This window comes from Photorhabdus sp. HUG-39 (assembly GCF_963878365.1).
Taxonomy (GTDB): domain Bacteria; phylum Pseudomonadota; class Gammaproteobacteria; order Enterobacterales; family Enterobacteriaceae; genus Photorhabdus; species Photorhabdus kayaii.
The window spans coordinates 95235-113479 of record NZ_CAWNWY010000008.1 but is presented as its reverse complement, the minus strand read 5'-3'; the positions used below and the strand labels follow the sequence as shown (position 1 = coordinate 113479).

The following is an 18245-nucleotide window of genomic DNA, read 5'->3' as shown; positions in this document are numbered from 1 at the left end:
CGAACCTTTAGGTTCTTAGTTAAAAACAACAAAATAAGGAAAATATAGAATGGCTAAGGGGCAATCTTTGCAAGATCCGTTCCTGAACGCATTGCGGCGTGAAAGGGTCCCGGTTTCTATTTATTTGGTCAACGGCATCAAATTGCAGGGTCAGATTGAATCTTTTGACCAGTTTGTCATTTTACTGAAAAATACGGTTAGCCAGATGGTTTATAAACATGCCATCTCTACTGTTGTACCTTCCCGCCCAGTTTCTCATCACAGTAGCAATACGAGTGTAGGGGCGAGCGTAGGTAATTATCATTCTGGTGGCGTTTCTGCTCCGGCAGCACAACAGGAAAGTGATGGCACTGAATAAGTTTGAGAGCAGTAATAGAATGAAGAAAAACATAGGGAGGGGGTTTTACCTATGTTTTTTCCCGTAGTTTTTTACTCAGCCTGAGAGGTCGCACCTTTGTTTGAACGTTATGAAGGCGGCGAACAAGCCGTTGTGGTGCATGTTTTTTTCTCGCAGGATAAAGACACAGATAATCTCAGTGAGTTTGAATCACTGGTAACTTCTGCTGGTGTAGTTCCTGTGCAAATTGTCACGGGGAGCAGGAAAGCCCCTCATCCGAAATATTTTGTTGGAGAAGGTAAGGCGGAAGAGATTGCTGAGGCGGTACAGGCTAGTGGTGCTGATGTTGTGTTGTTTAATCATGCACTCAGTCCTGCACAGGAACGCAATCTTGAGCGGCTCTGTCAGTGTCGAGTTATCGACCGCACCGGCGTGATTCTGGATATTTTTGCCCAACGGGCGCGGACTCACGAAGGGAAGTTACAGGTAGAGTTGGCGCAGCTACGTCATCTTTCTACCCGTCTTGTCCGGGGATGGACTCACCTTGAACGTCAGAAAGGTGGGATTGGTTTGAGAGGGCCGGGGGAAACGCAGCTTGAGACGGACCGGCGTTTATTGCGGGATAAAATCCGTCAGATCCTGAGTCGTCTGAGCCGGGTTGAGAAACAGCGTGAACAGGGGCGTCAAGCGCGAAATAAAGCGGATATACCGACGGTTTCACTGGTGGGATATACCAACGCCGGTAAATCGAGTTTGTTTAACCGTATGACGGCTGCTGAGGTTTATGCGGCTGATCAATTGTTTGCTACGCTGGATCCAACGTTGCGACGGATTGAAGTTAATGATGTTGGTACGGTGGTATTGGCTGATACGGTTGGCTTTATCCGTCATTTGCCTCATGATCTGGTGGCGGCATTTAAAGCAACATTGCAGGAAACCCGGCAAGCCACATTGTTGCTGCATATTATTGATGCTGCGGATAGCCGCATCGACGAAAATATTGCCGCTGTCGACAGCGTACTGGAAGAAATTGAAGCGCATGAAATTCCGGTACTGTTGGTGATGAATAAGATTGATATGCTGGACAGCTTCACGCCGCGTATTGATCGCAACGAAGATAACTTACCGGTTAGAGTTTGGCTGTCTGCGCAAACCGGTAAAGGTATCCCGTTATTGTTACAAGCGTTAACGGAGCGTCTTTCGGGTGAAATTGCACACTACGAATTGCGTTTGCCTCCGGAAGCAGGTCGTTTACGCAGCCGCTTCTATCAACTGCAAGCAATAGAGAAAGAGTGGATAGAAGAGGACGGTAAAGTTGGTATCGAAGTGAGAATGCCGATTGTTGACTGGCGCCGTCTATGCAAACAAGAACAGGATTTGTTTGATTATGTTGTCTGATGTGCCTGTCAGGTGAATATCAGAAAACTTATGTGATTGAGAGTCGGCTTGTTTATAAGAGGCTCTTGGCCTGAAAAACCAATCATAAAAGAATGGAGCTAAAACATGGCGTGGAATCAGCCCGGGAACAACGGACAAGACCGCGACCCGTGGGGAAGCAGCAATAAAAGCGGCAATTCCGGCGGGAACAAAAGTAGTCGAAACCGTGGGGCATCTGATCTCGACGATCTGTTCCGTAAGCTGAGCAGTAAACTCGGGGGTTTTGGTGGGAACAAGGGCGGTAATGGTTCTGACCAAGGGGCAAAATTTGGCGGGCGTATTGTTAGCCTTGTCGTTGCTGTTGTCGTCGTGATCTGGGCCGCTAGCGGTTTTTATACGATTAAGGAGACAGAACGTGGTGTTGTTACCCGTTTGGGTAAACTTAGCCATATTGTGCAGCCAGGTCTGAACTGGAAACCCACATTCATTGATGAAGTTGTTCCAGTTAACGTGGAATCTGTTCGTGAATTGGCAACCTCTGGCGTGATGCTGACATCAGATGAAAGCGTTGTTCGCGTGGAGATGAACGTGCAGTATCGTGTGACTGATCCTGCCGCTTATCTCTATAGTGTGACAAGTCCTGATAACAGCCTGCGTCAGGCGACAGATAGCGCGGTACGTGGTGTTGTTGGTAAATATACGATGGATAAAATCTTGACGGCAAACCGTATGATTGTCCGTGATGATACTCAGCGTGAGTTGGAAAGGACGATTCTTCCGTACCGCATGGGAATAACTTTGTTGGATGTTAACTTCCAGGCTGCTCGTCCGCCAGAAGAAGTCAAGGCTGCTTTTGACGATGTTATTGCTGCACGTGAGAATGAACAGCAGTCTATTCGTGAAGCGGAGGCTTATTCGAACGAAGTCTTGCCACGTGCGAAAGGTGATGCGCAACGTATCATTGAAGAGGCGAAAGCTTATAAGTCTCGTGTAGTATTGGAAGCACAGGGGGAAGTGGCGGGCTTTGCCAAAATGTTGCCTAGGTATAAAGAGGCACCTGAGATTACCCGTGAACGTCTGTACATTGAAACGATGGAGAAAGTATTGAGCCGTACTCGCAAAATTATTGTTAATGATCACAATAACAATTTGCTGGTATTGCCATTAGAACAAATGTTACGTGGTGATGTTTCTGGTGTTAAAAAAGAGGGAACAGTGCAATCAGATAATACGGTAGCTTCTGACCTGCGGGGTACCCGTCCAACTGTGCCTTCAAATTCAGGCCGGGGAGCGAATTATAACCGAACAGATAATCTGCGTAATGACATTATCAGGGTAGGGAGATAATAATCATGCGTAAATCATTAGTCGTTGTTATTGTCGCGGTATTAGTTGCACTCTATGCCTCTCTATTTATCGTGCAGGAAGGACAGCGTGGTATTGTACTGCGTTTTGGTAAGGTTCTGCGCGATGCAGGAAATAAACCGATTGTTTATGAGCCGGGGTTACATTTCAAAATACCTTTTGTTGAAACGGTGAAAACACTGGATGCTCGTATCCAGACTATGGATATTCAAGCCGACCGTTTCTTGACCAGTGAAAATAAGGACCTGATAGTTGATTCTTACCTGAAATGGCGGATTAACGATTTCAGCCGTTATTATCTGGCGACCGGCAATGGTGATATTTCTCAAGCAGAAGTATTGTTAAAGCGTAAATTCAGTGACCGCCTGCGTTCTGAGATTGGCCGTAAGGATGTTCGTGGTATCGTAACGGATTCCCGTGGTCAATTGACCACCGATGTTCGTGATGCGCTGAACAAAGGTACAACGGATAAAGAAACAGCGAGTATAACTGAAGCGGATGATGCTATTGCATCGGCGGCGGCTCGTGTAGAGCGAGAAACGGCAGATAAACAGCTTGCTATCAATCCGAACAGTATGGCGGCATTGGGTATTGAAGTTGTTGATGTGCGTATCAAACAAATCAATTTACCACTGGAAGTTTCAGAAGCGATTTACCAGCGTATGCGCGCTGAGCGTGAAGCGGTAGCTCGTCGTCATCGTTCACAAGGTTTGGAAGAAGCAGAAAAGCTGCGTGCAGCAGCAGATAAGCAAGTTATTGAAATCCGTGCAAAAGCGGAGCGTGAAGCGCTTACATTGCGTGGTGCTGGTGATGCGGAAACCGCTAAACTGTTTGCGGATGCATTCAGTCAAGCGCCAGATTTCTATGCCTTTATCCGTAGTTTACGTGCTTACGAGAAAAGCTTTAGTGAAGACGGGAAAGATGTTCTGGTATTAAGCCCAGAAGCTGATTTCTTCCGCTATATGAAAGCACCTGAAAAGCGTGCAGTTCAGCACTAATGAGTTTTGAATCACTCAGTAAGGCCCGCATCAGGCGGGCCTTGTTATGTCTGGTGGCTAACAAAAATAACGGATGTGATAAAAATTACTGAAAGGTGTGGGATGAGATGTTAGAATCCATTTTTAAGCAACCGAGTGAATTTTGAAATGGGTAAGAACGTTGTCGTATTGGGCACCCAATGGGGTGACGAGGGCAAGGGCAAGATCGTCGACTTGCTGACTGAACGAGCTAAGTATGTTGTTCGTTATCAAGGGGGCCATAATGCTGGTCATACACTGGTTATCAACGGTGAAAAAACCGTTCTCCACTTAATCCCATCAGGGATCTTGCGTGAAAATGTTATCAGTATTATTGCAAATGGCGTCGTATTAGCGCCTGATGCGCTGATGAAAGAGATGAACGCATTAGAGTCCCGTGGTATTCCTGTTCGCGAGCGCCTGCTCATTTCAGAAGCCTGTCCACTTATTCTTCCATACCATGTTGCATTAGATAATGCCCGCGAGAAAGCGCGTGGTGCAAAAGCAATTGGTACAACCGGTCGTGGTATTGGCCCTGCGTATGAAGATAAAGTTGCTCGTCGTGGTCTGCGTGTTGGTGATTTGTTTGATAAGGAAGCATTCGCAGTTAAGCTGAAAGAAATTATCGAATATCACAATTTCCAACTGGTTAACTACTACAAAGAACCAGCGGTTGATTACCAGAAAACCCTAGATGAAATCATGGCTGTTGCCGATATTTTGACGGATATGGTCGTCGACGTTTCTGATTTGTTGTATAAAGCAACTCAGAAAGATGAATTGGTTATGTTCGAAGGTGCGCAGGGCACATTGTTGGATATTGACCACGGTACTTACCCATATGTGACCTCTTCCAACACTACCGCGGGTGGCGTTGCAACAGGTTCCGGTTTAGGTCCGTGCTATGTTGATTATGTTTTGGGGATCATCAAAGCATACTCTACTCGTGTCGGTGCTGGTCCATTCCCAACTGAGCTGTTTGATGAAACTGGCAGTTACTTGCGCGAAAAAGGCCAAGAGTTTGGCGCGACTACTGGGCGTAGCCGCCGTACTGGTTGGTTGGATATCATTGCCATCCGTCGTGCAGTACAGATCAACTCACTGTCAGGTTTCTGTATGACCAAACTGGACGTGCTGGATGGCTTGAAAGAAGTAAAAATCTGCACTGGTTACCGTATGCCTAATGGCAGTGTAATTGAAACGACACCTCTGGCAGCGGATGACTGGGAAGGTATCGAGCCTATTTATGAGACCATGCCTGGTTGGAATGAAAGCACTTTCGGTGTGAAAGAGCATAGAAGATTGCCTCAGGCGGCACTGAACTATATCAAACGTGTAGAAGAGCTGACCGGTGTTCCGGTTGATATTATTTCTACAGGCCCGGATCGTTCAGAAACTATCATTCTGCGTGATCCGTTTGATGTCTGATGGTACCTATAATCAGGTGAAGCCGGGCTTTTCAGCCCGGTTTTTTGCTATTTATTGTGGCCTTTTTTGTTTAACGATGAGGAGATCAACATGATTTTGGTAGATTCATGGTATATGAGTTGAACAAATACTTATTTTTTCAGTTTGTTCTCGGATATATTAGTTTATATCTTATTATCCAGAGGTTGATGTGCAGTTAACGAGTTTTACAGATTATGGCTTGCGTGCGCTAATTTATATGGCTTCTTTACCGCAAAGCCGGATGACCAGTATTTCTGAAGTTACTGATATTTATGGCGTTTCTCGTAACCACATGGTAAAAATCATTAACCAATTGAGTCATTTAGGATTAGTAGATGCTGTTCGTGGTAAAAACGGCGGTATCCGTTTAGGTAAACCCGCGAAGGATATCAGAATTGGCGATGTCGTTCGTGCTCTTGAGCCATTATCATTGGTTGACTGTAGTCAGGAATCTTGCCATATCACTTCTGCGTGTCGTCTGAAGGTCGTATTAAATCAGGCAATAGAAAAGTTTTTAGAAGAACTGGATAAGCATACTTTAGCTGATATGATTGAAGATAATATCCCCCTTTACAAGCTGCTTCTGACCGAATGAAGAAATGGCGCAAACAGCCTGCTGATGACAGCGGAGGAACAGCTATGTCACAAGATCCTTTTTTGGGGCGCGAAGCAGAAAAATACGAATCACCCATTCCAAGCCGTGAGTACATCTTAGACATTATTGCTAAACATACTGTACCGGTAAGTCGCCAGGAACTGGCACAAGAGCTGAATCTGATTAACGATGAGGATATTGAAGCGTTACGTCGTCGTTTACGGGCTATGGAACGTGATGGTCAATTGGTTTTCACTCGTCGCCAATGTTATGCCTTGCCGGAAAGATTGGATTTACTGAAAGGTACTGTTATTGGGCATAGAGATGGTTATGGTTTCCTACGGGTAGAAGGTCACAAAGACGATTTTTATCTCTCTGCCGAGCAGTTAAAAATGGCTATTCATGGCGATGTTGTGCTGGCACAACCATTGTCCCTGAATCGCAAAGGGCGTAATGAAGCGCGTATCGTTCGTGTATTGGTGCCTAAGACCAGTCAGATTGTTGGCCGCTATTTTCTTGATTCTGGTATGGGATTTGTTGTGCCGGATGATAGCCGTTTAAGCTTCGATATCTTGATCCCGAAAGATGAAAGCGGTGGTGCTCGCATGGGGAATGTGGTGGTAGTCGAGTTAATTACCCGCCCGGCGCGCCGCACAAAAGCTATCGGTAAGATTGTTGAAGTGTTGGGTGAAAAGATGGGAACGAACATGGCAGTGGAAATTGCCCTACGTACTCATGAAATTCCCCACAGTTGGCCGCCACAGGTGGAAAACCAGGTTGCTTCCTTGGATGAGCAGGTACCAGAATCTGCGAAAAAAGGCCGTGTTGATCTGCGTACTCTGCCGTTGGTGACAATCGATGGTGAAGATGCCCGTGATTTTGATGATGCCGTTTATTGTGAAAGAAAGCAAAGCGGTGGTTGGCGTTTATGGGTTGCCATTGCTGATGTCAGTTACTATGTGCGCCCACAAACGGCGTTAGATACCGAAGCACGTAGCCGGAGTAACTCGGTTTACTTCCCATCTCAGGTTGTCCCCATGTTGCCGGAGGTGCTTTCTAATGGACTCTGTTCTCTGAACCCGCAGGTTGATCGCCTTTGTATGGTGTGTGAGATGACGATTTCAGCGCAGGGGCGATTATCATCCTATAAATTTTACGAAGCCGTCATGAATTCTCACGCCCGTCTGACATATACCAAAGTATGGCGTATGTTGCAGGGTGATGAAGAGCTGCGTGAGCACTACAAGCCACTGGTTCAGCATATTGAGCATTTACATGAATTGTACCAGGCATTAGAAAATGCCCGTGAGCAACGTGGTGCAATCTCGTTTGAGTCAGAAGAGGCGAAGTTTATCTTTAATGCTGAACGTCGTATCGAGCGAATTGAACCGATTGTTCGCAATGATGCTCATAAGTTGATTGAAGAGTGCATGATTCTGGCGAATATTGCTGCGGCGCGCTTCGTGGAAAAAAATGGGGAGCCGGTGCTTTACCGTATTCATGATCGGCCAAAAGAAGAGAGCATTGTTAACCTGCGCACGGTTTTTGGCGAATTGGGATTGACGCTGCCCGGTGGCATGCAACCAACACCAAAGGATTATGCGCAACTGATGCATCAAGTGGCTGAACGCCCGGATCATGAGCTACTGCAAACCCTATTACTGCGTTCAATGAAACAGGCAATTTATGATCCAGAAAACCGGGGTCACTTCGGTCTGTCATTAAATTCTTATGCGCATTTTACCTCCCCTATCCGCCGTTACCCGGATCTGGTGTTGCATCGGGCGATTAAATATCTGCTAGCGAAACAGGAAAGCATTGTTGAGCAATGTGGAACACCGAGTGGGGGATGGCACAGTGATATGGAACAGATGTTGCAACTGGGCCAACATTGTTCCATGACAGAGCGCCGCGCAGATGAAGCGACGAGAGACGTCGCCGATTGGCTTAAGTGTGATTTTATGCAGGATCAGGTGGGCAATACTTTTACTGGGATCATCACGAGTGTGACAGGTTTTGGTTTCTTTGTTCGTTTGAATGAGCTGTTTATTGACGGCCTGGTGCATGTTTCCACATTGAGTAATGATTATTATCATTTCGATAATATCGGTCAGCGTTTAGTTGGTGAATACTCGGGTAAAACTTTCCGGTTAGGGGATGAAGTTGAAATTCGTGTGGAAGCGGTTCATATGGATGAACGTAAAATTGACTTTAAGCTGCTTTCTACCACCCGCAAAGCCCGGAATGTAGGTAAAACAGCGCGCGATAGAGAGAGAAAAGTAGAACTTGGCCGCGAAAGCAGTAAGAAAAATGGGCGTGGTCATCGCAAAGAAGCTCATTTTGAGCCTGATGGTGCTGTTCGTAAAGAACGATCTGCGGATAAGCCTAAAGGGGATAAGAAAAAGGGTAAGACGTTTTCTACCAAAACTCAGAAAATTGTCGCTAAATTCAAAGCCAAACGGGCTAAGAAAAGCGCAGATAAATAATCAAAGGGCTATCCTGTTGCAGGATAGCCTGAATATTTTAATCTCCCCCTGAGTACGTGAAGCCTATCGAATAGGCTCACAGTATTCGTCAGTGTTGTATATGTATGACAATGAAAATAAGAAGATTATGAGTGAAATTATCTACGGTATTCATGCCGTTAAAGCTTTATTGGAGCGCGATCCTCAGCGTTTTATCGAAGTTTATACCCTGAAAGGGCGTGAAGATCGCCGCCTGACACCATTGATTCATGCGCTGGAAAGTATCGGGATGACTATCCAACTGGCAAATCGTCAGTGGCTGGATAATCAAACGGAAGGTGCGGTGCATCAGGGGATTATTGCCAAAGTGAAGCCAGGGCGTCAGTATCAAGAAAACGACCTACCAGATTTACTGGCACAAGCAGAAATCCCTTTCTTGTTGGTGCTTGATGGTGTGACAGATCCCCATAATCTGGGAGCTTGTTTGCGTAGTGCTGATGCAGCAGGTGTACATGCTGTTATTATTCCACGTGATCGTTCTGCTCAGCTTAATGCCACGGCGAAGAAAGTGGCATGTGGTGCTGCGGAAAGCGTACCACTTATTCGTGTCACCAACCTTGCTCGTACCTTGCGTTTATTGCAAGAGTACAATATCTGGGTGGTGGGTACAGCAGGAGAAGCTGACCATACGCTGTATCAGAGTAAACTAACTGGTCCTATGGCTCTGGTGATGGGAGCGGAAGGGGAAGGTATGCGTCGTCTGACTCGTGAACACTGTGATGAATTGATTAGTATCCCAATGGTGGGTTCTGTCTCGTCGTTGAATGTGTCTGTTGCCACGGGAGTTTGCCTGTTTGAGGCGGTGCGTCAGCGCGGTTCGTTATAACTCATCTATTCCACATATGAACAAAAGTGTTTTTGCATTGTTCATTCCTTGAGTTTTTCATGTAGGGTAGGTATAGTTACGCGTCAATTTTTCAGCCGCACTTAAACAAGTTCCTTGCCTCCACGGGCCGCGGTTGACCCTGACAGGAGGCTGAATAATCCGTAAGGAGCAATTCTAATGCGTCATTACGAAATCGTTTTTATGGTCCATCCTGACCAAAGCGAACAGGTTCCGGGCATGATTGAGCGTTACAGTGCGACTATCACTAACGCGCAAGGTCAGATTCACCGTCTGGAAGACTGGGGCCGCCGTCAACTGGCTTACCCAATCAACAAACTGCACAAAGCTCACTATGTTCTGATGAACGTTGAAGCACCGCAGGAAGTGATTGATGAGCTGGAAACTAACTTCCGCTTCAACGATGCCGTTATCCGCAGCATGATTATGCGCGTTAAGCACGCGGTAACTGAAGCATCTCCAATGGTTAAAGCCAAAGATGAACGTCGCAGCCGTGATTACTCTCTGGAAGACGCCAATATGGATGCTGAAGAAGCTGGGGATTCTGAAGAGTAATAACTGTGACAACTAATCGTTTGGTGCTTTCTGGCACAGTGTGCAAGGTCCCCATTCGAAAAGTCAGTCCTGCCGGCATTCCACATTGTCAGTTTGTGCTTGAGCACCGTTCACAGCAACAGGAAGCCGGTCTGAGCAGGCAAGCATGGTGCAGAATGCCCGTTATTGCCAGCGGACAATTGTTACAAGTTTTAACTCACAGTATAACGGTCGGCAGTCGATTAACCGTTTCAGGATTCATTAGTTGCCATCAAGGTCGCAATGGTCTTAACAAACTGGTTCTTCATGCCGAGCAGATTGAATTGATAGATTCTGGAGACTAGCCAAATGGCACGTTATTTCCGTCGTCGCAAGTTCTGCCGTTTCACCGCGGAAGGCGTTCAAGAGATTGATTATAAAGACATCGCTACGCTGAAAAACTACATCACCGAGAGCGGTAAAATTGTACCAAGCCGTATCACTGGCACCCGTGCAAAATACCAGCGTCAGCTCGCTCGTGCTATCAAGCGCGCGCGCTACCTGTCTTTGTTGCCTTACACTGATCGTCATCAGTAATCGGCACAGTCCATTAACGACTCTGAGAGGATAAGGTAATGCAAATTATTCTGCTTGATAAAGTAGCAAACCTGGGTAGCTTGGGTGATCAAGTTAACGTTAAACCGGGTTATGCCCGTAACTACTTAGTACCGCAGGGCAAAGCTGTTCCTGCAACTAAGAAAAACATCGAATTCTTCGAAGCTCGCCGTGCTGAACTGGAAGCTAACCTGGCTAACGTTCTGGCAATAGCAGAAGCTCGTGCTGAGAAAATCAATGCATTGGGTTCCGTTACTATCGCTTCTAAAGCAGGTGACGAAGGTAAACTGTTCGGTTCTGTCGGTACTCGTGATATCGCTGATGCAGTTATCGCCGCGGGCGTTGAAGTCTCTAAGAGCGAAGTGCGTCTGCCTAATGGTGTTCTGCGTACTATTGGTGAACACGAAGTTAACTTCCAAGTACACAGCGATGTATTCGCTAAATTGAACGTTAACGTTATTGCTGAAGCTTAATCGCTGATTAACTGATGCTAATAAGTAAAAAACGCTGGCAATGCCGGCGTTTTTTATTGCCTCAACTTACCATTCTCTTGGTAGTCTATAAGATTTTTGCCGATAATGCCTAGTAACTGAGCATTAATCTGATTTATTTTACATTTACTACCTTATTTGTCGTTTATAGAATTATGGTTTCTCTTGTCTATTTTTTTGTAATGTTGTCTTTTAGCCAGTTTTATTATTATTGATTTTTCGTTTTTATATTGGAAATATTATTCATTATTAGATTAATATCTATATACCCGTCATCTTTCAAGCTGCCTCTTTGTTGGCTGCACTCACTCACCCCGGTCACATAGTTATCTATGCTCCCGGGGATTCGTTCCCTTGCCGTCGCGATGCAACTTGAAATCCATAGGGTATAAATAATTGAATTCGTATTTTTTATTATTAGATAATATCGGTATTGTTAATTCTATTGTGATATGTGGATTTTTCATAGAATATTTTGATATATCTATGTCTGAATCTAGTTAATTACAAGAATGATTATTTCATAATAATATAAAAATATATTCTTATATAATTTCGGTTATTTGTCTTTATAATGATAATTTATTTTATATGATTTCACATAAGAATATTTAATGATATTAATATATATCCTTATTATTAAATAATAATATCAAAAATTTATACGGGATTTTATTGATATAACTGTCAGAGTTGACAGTAGACTTTTAAGTGTAATTTTATAATTATAATTTTTGTTAATTAACCCTTGTGTGAGAACACAAATGAATGCGCTTATTGTTAATAGGTATGAGTTTATTCTCCATAGTTATTGATAAATTGAATAGTTTCATCAATAAATTAATAGGTATATTAGATGTTGAATTGATTTATTTATGTGTTGATAAAAATACCTTGTCATCATTATATGTTCTTCATATTAACCCAGACATAAGGGATAAAACTGGTATGAATCTTGGTAAAAGCATATTACAAACTATAGGTAATACTCCAGTAGTTATGTTGAATGGTAGATATACTAAAGGTATTAATGTCTTTCTCAAAATGGAGAATATTAACCCCGGTGGGAGTATTAAAGATCGTATTGCAGTTGCTATGTTGGAAAGGGCTGAGGCTCAGGGGGAATTAAGACCGGGAATGGTGGTGATTGAGCCATCATCGGGTAATACGGCAATTGGTTTGGCAATGGCGTGTGCCGTTAAAGGTTATCGATTTATTGCGGTTTTGGATCGCATGGTGCCGGCAGCGAAACGCGATAACATAAAAGCGTTTGGCGCGGAAATCATTTTCCTGCCAGAATTTGAAGCGGGAACGGATACTGTCAAATATCGCATTGATTTAACTAAAGAGATTATAAAAGCCTATCCGAATGCGTTTAGCCCTATGCAATTTGAAAATCAGGTTAATCCTGATGAACATTATCGTTCCACGGGGCGTGAGTTGTATGAAACCTTTGGCAATAATTTGACGGCTTGTTTTGTGACGGCAGGAAGTTGTGGAACACTTACTGGAATTTCCCGTTATTTGAAAGAGAAAAATCCACAGGTACAAATTTATGGTGTTGAACCCGTGGGGTCTATTATTTTCGGTGGTGAACCAGGAAAATATTTAGTACAAGGTGCAGGACTAACGTTTATACCTTCTATTCTGGATCGTACCAATATCGATATTACCTTGAAAGTTGCAGATATTGATGCATTCCGAGTAGCAAGAAAGTTAGCCAGAAATGAAGGTATTTTAATTGGTGGAACGGGAGGTTGCGCGGTAAGCGCAGCATTAAATCGCCTGGATGATTTTAAACCTGGAGATAATATTGTTGTCATTATTCCTGATAGTGGAGAACGTTATATAGACACAATTTATAATGATACTTGGTTATTTGAAAATAATTTCTCAGAATTAGTTGAGGACAGTAAAACAGAACCTCAACTAGAAGAAATTATTACAAACATGGGGTGCGTATTAAATGAATTCTGATCGTGTTTTGGTGATTTACTATAATCGCCTCTATAATCCTCTTATCATAAGAAGTCTTAAATCTGAATATAGAGAGGTAATTGCTCTTTATATTGATGAAGGGCAGGTAAGAGACATTGACGATATTGAATTGGAATGTATGGTTGCAGGTGCTGATAAATTTATCTATAAAGATTATCGAGCACAATATGCTGAACACTTCCTTACAAAAGCGATAAAAGCGAATGCTATTTATCAAAATGGTTATTTTCTCAGTGCGGCACTTTCCCGGCCTGCGATTGCTGAGGCGGCAGTTGAAGTAGCCAATGAGCTCAATATTGATTATATTGCCCATCAATTCAGAGGTAATGATCAAGTCAGAATGGATATGAATATAGAAATTCTGAATAAAATACCTATTGCTTCGTTGAGAGATTTTAAATACGACGAAAATATCGTAAATAGTTATGCTATGAAGTATGGTATTCCTCAAGAATTTGGTTGTAATAACCCTTATTCTACTAGTGAAAATATATGGGGATTAAGTGTCGAATGTGGTCAGTTGGCAGAACCGGAAACATTAATTCCTGAAGATGTCAGAGAGAAATTATTTGAGCATGCACTATCAGCCACTGAGCCAATATTTTTGTCATTAGGTTTTGAGAATGGTATACCGATATCGATTGACGGCGAAAAGAAATCATTATATGAAATTATCGAAATATTAAATAAGATTGGTAAAAAACTATCAATTGGTATTTTTGATATTGTTGAAGATGGCATTGTCGGTTTGAAAACACGCGCAATTTATCAATCACCTGCCGCACATATCTTAATTACCGCACATCGTGATTTAGAATGTTATTGTAGTAATCGTCACGAAAATTGGTTTAAAGAGATAATTGATAAAAAATGGGTTGAATTAGTTTATTCTGGGCTTTGGTATGATCCCTTATTAACTCATTTAAACCACTTTATTGATAGCATGAATCAACATGTCAATGGTGAGATTAAACTTGAATTAGGCTATAAATATGCCAACGTTTGTTCTCGTACTTCAAAGACGACTATCTATGATGATAATTTAGCAATATATAATTGTGGGCATTTATATAGTCAAAACGATGCCGAGGGATTTGCAAAAATATTTAATATCCATACTAAGCAAAGTGCTAAATCTAAGATGAGGCAAAAGTTATGATTAAAGAATTATTAATGTGTAAACCGGATTTTTATGATATTGAATACGTTATTAATGACTGGATGGACCCTAATAATAGAGTCAATAAAGAATTGGCACAGCAACAATGGGATTTTCTTTATGAACGGTTGACTGAACGTGGCATCACTATTCGCACTATCGATCCTGTTAATGGTTTGCCTGATATGACTTTCTCAGGTGATTGTGGAATGGTGCATAATAATAAATTCCTTGCTAGTAATTTCCGGCACGCTGAACGCCAGGGGGAAAGCCAGTACTATATCGATTATCTGGAAAATCTAGGTTATGAGATACATCGTGTTGATAAAGGTATTTATTTTGAAGGGCTTGGAGATGTTATCTATTGGGATAATGACATCATATTTGGTTATGGTCCTCGCTCAGATAAAGAAGCAATAAATACAATTCAGAAAGTCTATCCAGAACTTAAAGTTAAAGGTGAACTACATATTCAGGATAAGACTTTCTTTCATGTGGCTCTGGCATTCTCGTTTATTGACAAAGATACGGTTATTTACTATCCAGAAGCATTTACTAAAGAGAGCCAGAATTATATTGATAAAACATTTGAACGCCGGATCTCAATATCAGAACATGACGCTAAGGAATTATTTGTCTGTAATAATATCCCAATAGGTAAAGATATTCTCATGCATGATTGTTCTATAGAGGTTGAACGTCAATTAAATAATTATGGTTATAATGTCATTAAATGCGATATGAGTGAATTCTTAAAGAGTGGTGGTAGTCTGCGCTGCTTAGTATTAAAAATTAAATAATTATAATGGAGGATAATAAATCATGTATATTTTAGGTATAAATTCAGTTTACCATGAATCAGCAGTTTGCTTATTAAAAGATGGAGAAACTATTTTTGCCATTGAAGAAGAGCGTTTAAATAGAAGAAAACACGGAAAACCAGCAAATGTTGATAATCCTGATGAACTACCATTGGCTTCCATTGAAGTTGCATTAGACTTTGCGGGTATTCGCTTGGAAGATGTGAGTCATATTGGGTTTTCTATTGATCCGATAGAACGAAGAAAATCAGTCTTTATTGATGAAGTCACCAGTGAGGGAAATTGGGGAAGTGTATCGGGTGAGTCCATTTTTTATCGTAAGACCACTTCAGTACCAGAAATTTTACAATCAATGGGATTCCGTGGTCAATTTCATTGGGTTCCTCATCACACAGCTCATGCGGCATCTGCTTATTTTGTTTCGCCATTTGATAAAGCATTAACCTTATCACTTGATGGTGTGGGAGAGGATAATACCGCAGGGGTATATCTGGGCGATGGCAATAGTCTGAAGAAAATTAAAACCATTGAATACCCTAATTCAATTGGTTTTATGTGGGAGAAATTGGCAGAATTCTTGGGCTTCTCTGTATACGATGCCTGTAAGGTGATGGGAATGTCTGCTTATGGTAAGCCTGAAGGTTTTATGCCAGCGTTCCAACAACTTGTCAAAATTTATGAGAAAGGTGAGTTTACTATCGATAACACCATTCTCAATTTCCGCAGCCAAGACTTTTCTAAATTAGAATCTTTGTTTGGTATTGTGAAAAGAGTTCCTGGTGGAGAGGTAGCGCAGGAATATTATGATATTGCTGCTTCTCTCCAGCAAATAACTGACGAAATAGTGTTAAATATGGCTCATCATTATTTGCAGGAAACAGCAACGAATAAACTCTGCCTTGCGGGTGGCGTCGCATTGAATTGCATAACGAATAAACGGTTATATGAAGAGTTGGATATCGAAGATATCTTTATTCAGCCTGCTGCACATGATGCCGGGACTGCCACAGGTGCCGCACTATTTATTTGGCATCATATTCTTGAAAATAATCAGCGCTATCCTCTGACGCATACCTATTGGGGTCTGGAATATAGTGAAGATGATTACCAGCGTAGTTTGAAGGCCCACGGTTTGGACTGGACATATGAAGAGAATATTCATGAGGTTGTCGCAGGCTTGCTGGCTGAAAATAATGTCGTTGGCTGGTTCCAGGGGAGGATGGAATTTGGGCCGCGGGCATTAGGTAATCGTAGTTTGTTGGCTGATCCAAGAAATAAAGATATTCGCGATTTAATGAATCGTAAAGTTAAACATCGTGAAATGTTTAGGCCATTTGCGCCTAGTGTATTGCGTCAACATGTTGCTGATTGGTTCCATGTTCGGAAGGAATTACCGGAAGCTGCAAAATATATGTTGTTAGCGATGGATGCTAAAGTGGATAAAGCATCGAAAATTCCGGCAGTGGTTCACGAAGATGGTACTGCCAGAGTTCAGGTGGTAGATAGTGCATCAAATCCAGATTATGCCCAGTTGATTGAGGCATTTTATCGGAAAACCGGTGTGCCTTTGTTGCTGAACACTTCTTATAATGATAGCGAACCAATTGTTTGTTCACCGGAAGATGCTATTAAAACTTTCATGAAAACTAATATTGATTATTTAGTTTTGGGGAATTATTTGATTAAATCGATTCATTAATTATTGCATAGTAAACGTCTATCCCAGTAGGTGTAATTGATGAAGTCAATTTGGGCATTGCTCAGTTTCAAATTGATAAATACAATAGTCTAATGGGATAGATATACCCTATGGATTTCAAGATGCATCGCGACGGCAAGGGAGTGAATCCCCGGGAGCATAGATAACTATGTGACCGGGGTGAGTGAGCGCAGCCAACAAAGAGGCAACTTGAAAGATAACGGGTATAATAAGGTTGAGGTAATATTAATGATACATAAGATCATACTGGCTCGCTTTTTTTCTGTTTTTTCAGAGGCATTTGTTATGTTCGCTGTGCCTGTATTAGTATATACCTCAACTAATAGCGCTTCACTTTCATCTTTTGCTTTTGGGCTTGAACGGCTATTCAGAGTGATTTCTCTCCCCATTTCTGGTTGGATGGGGGACAGGATGCATACTCTGGTTATGTTATTCCTGAGTGATATTCTTCGATCATTAGTTTGCTTATTTCTTTTTATCCTTTCATTTATATATTCTGATAATAGTATCGTATATATCATTATTTCTCTCTCATGTGTTTTATCCTTTTTTAGTGGAGCGGGATATGTCAATCTTGAAGGTTTTGTCTCTAAAAACATGAGTGCAATAGAATTACCTTCTGTTAACTCTCGTTTACAATTTGTTGAACAGTTTACCTATATTGCAGCCCCGGCGGTTGTCGGTGTGCTGGTTTATAAATTCAGTGTTTATGCGGTATTTGCATTTGCATTTTTTCCTTTCCTAATTAGTAGTTTGATATGGTTTCAGCTACAAAGGAAAAACCGGATTGAAGAACACGCTAATAGAGAAGGGTATAATCTGCCGGCCATTTTTAAATTCTTGATGGAAAACCCACCCTTGTTACGCGTCATTAGCCTGACATTCCTGATGAATGTGATGCAAGGTGCTATTTTGTCAACGGCAGTTTATGTTATTACCAGTGTTTTTTCACAGCCGAAAGGGAGTTATGCTCAGCTTTTGGCTTATGCGGGGCTGGTGAATTGTTGTGTTTTTTTTATTGCGCCAAAATTGTGCCGGATTTTTGATGTGCGTATCGTTGGTGTAACGGCTTTTCTGATTGCGTTATGTGGTCTGACACTATTTGCGACTGGGCCGTTATTTGTGGTTTACACATTAGGTTTCTTACTGGTTATTGGTTCGGAAGGTTGTTTTAATCTTTTTTCCCGCTCTTATCGAGCAAGTCTTATTCCGAAGCAGCGTTTTTCTCAGTATCTTGGTGTGGTGCTGGTTTTGAATCAGTTAGCGACACCTTTAACCAGTTTTATTTGTGCTAATTTACTGAACTATTTTTCCTACAATAGTATTTATCTGATATTCTCTGCATTTGTTTTATTGATGTTTATCATTATTAATCCTTATCGTTCGCTTAAATTTAATCTGCATAATAGTCAATAATGGA

17 protein-coding genes are annotated in these 18245 nt (G+C 42.2%); all 17 read left to right on the top strand.

What is annotated here, in order from left to right; genetic code table 11:
* Positions 1–49: 49 nt before the first annotated feature.
* The 17 genes from hfq (at position 50) to AAC155_RS07620 (ending at position 18241) form a co-directional block, all read left to right on the top strand.
* Entirely contained in the window at positions 50–358 is a 309-nt protein-coding gene (gene hfq / locus AAC155_RS07700) for an RNA chaperone Hfq (protein WP_011148654.1), read from the top strand.
* A 96-nt stretch (positions 359–454) separates the two neighbouring features.
* Complete coding sequence (gene hflX / locus AAC155_RS07695; protein ID WP_113041665.1) at positions 455–1735, top strand: ribosome rescue GTPase HflX; 1281 nt, start codon at positions 455–457, stop codon at positions 1733–1735.
* A 105-nt stretch (positions 1736–1840) separates the two neighbouring features.
* Positions 1841–3061, top strand: coding sequence for an FtsH protease activity modulator HflK (gene hflK / locus AAC155_RS07690; RefSeq protein WP_113041664.1), 1221 nt, complete (start codon positions 1841–1843; stop codon positions 3059–3061).
* Positions 3062–3066: 5 nt separating this feature from the next.
* Entirely contained in the window at positions 3067–4077 is a 1011-nt protein-coding gene (gene hflC, locus AAC155_RS07685; protein ID WP_113041663.1) for a protease modulator HflC, read from the top strand.
* Positions 4078–4224: 147 nt separating this feature from the next.
* Entirely contained in the window at positions 4225–5523 is a 1299-nt protein-coding gene (locus tag AAC155_RS07680) for an adenylosuccinate synthase (RefSeq protein ID WP_113041662.1), read from the top strand.
* 190 nt (positions 5524–5713) lie between these two features.
* Positions 5714–6139, top strand: coding sequence for a nitric oxide-sensing transcriptional repressor NsrR (gene nsrR, locus AAC155_RS07675; RefSeq protein WP_113041661.1), 426 nt, complete (start codon positions 5714–5716; stop codon positions 6137–6139).
* 44 nt (positions 6140–6183) lie between these two features.
* The gene (gene rnr, locus AAC155_RS07670) at positions 6184–8625 is read left to right on the top strand and encodes a ribonuclease R (protein WP_113041694.1); all 2442 of its coding nucleotides are present in this window, start codon (positions 6184–6186) and stop codon (positions 8623–8625) included.
* A 127-nt stretch (positions 8626–8752) separates the two neighbouring features.
* Positions 8753–9490, top strand: coding sequence for a 23S rRNA (guanosine(2251)-2'-O)-methyltransferase RlmB (rlmB, locus tag AAC155_RS07665; RefSeq protein ID WP_113041693.1), 738 nt, complete (start codon positions 8753–8755; stop codon positions 9488–9490).
* Positions 9491–9667: 177 nt separating this feature from the next.
* Positions 9668–10063 carry a 30S ribosomal protein S6 gene (rpsF, locus tag AAC155_RS07660; RefSeq protein ID WP_011148646.1) on the top strand — a complete coding sequence of 132 codons (396 nt, stop codon included), beginning with the start codon at positions 9668–9670 and terminating at the stop codon, positions 10061–10063.
* A 5-nt stretch (positions 10064–10068) separates the two neighbouring features.
* On the top strand, positions 10069–10386 hold the full coding sequence (gene priB / locus AAC155_RS07655) for a primosomal replication protein N (RefSeq protein ID WP_011148645.1): 318 nt from the start codon (positions 10069–10071) through the stop codon (positions 10384–10386).
* A gap of 4 nt (positions 10387–10390) precedes the next feature.
* Entirely contained in the window at positions 10391–10618 is a 228-nt protein-coding gene (gene rpsR / locus AAC155_RS07650) for a 30S ribosomal protein S18 (protein WP_000135199.1), read from the top strand.
* Positions 10619–10656: 38 nt separating this feature from the next.
* Complete coding sequence (gene rplI, locus AAC155_RS07645) at positions 10657–11109, top strand: 50S ribosomal protein L9 (protein WP_113041660.1); 453 nt, start codon at positions 10657–10659, stop codon at positions 11107–11109.
* 786 nt (positions 11110–11895) lie between these two features.
* Complete coding sequence (locus AAC155_RS07640; protein ID WP_240002819.1) at positions 11896–13104, top strand: PLP-dependent cysteine synthase family protein; 1209 nt, start codon at positions 11896–11898, stop codon at positions 13102–13104.
* The gene (gene argG / locus AAC155_RS07635; protein WP_113041659.1) at positions 13094–14284 is read left to right on the top strand and encodes an argininosuccinate synthase; all 1191 of its coding nucleotides are present in this window, start codon (positions 13094–13096) and stop codon (positions 14282–14284) included. Before AAC155_RS07640 ends, argG begins: the two co-directional genes overlap by 11 nt.
* Positions 14281–15084, top strand: coding sequence for a dimethylarginine dimethylaminohydrolase family protein (locus AAC155_RS07630; RefSeq protein WP_113041658.1), 804 nt, complete (start codon positions 14281–14283; stop codon positions 15082–15084). Before argG ends, AAC155_RS07630 begins: the two co-directional genes overlap by 4 nt.
* A gap of 22 nt (positions 15085–15106) precedes the next feature.
* The gene (locus tag AAC155_RS07625; RefSeq protein ID WP_113041657.1) at positions 15107–16804 is read left to right on the top strand and encodes a carbamoyltransferase family protein; all 1698 of its coding nucleotides are present in this window, start codon (positions 15107–15109) and stop codon (positions 16802–16804) included.
* Positions 16805–16975: 171 nt separating this feature from the next.
* Positions 16976–18241: an MFS transporter gene (locus AAC155_RS07620; RefSeq protein WP_229015767.1), complete on the top strand. Its 1266-nt coding sequence runs from the start codon at positions 16976–16978 to the stop codon at positions 18239–18241.
* The last annotated feature ends 4 nt before the right edge of the window (positions 18242–18245 follow it).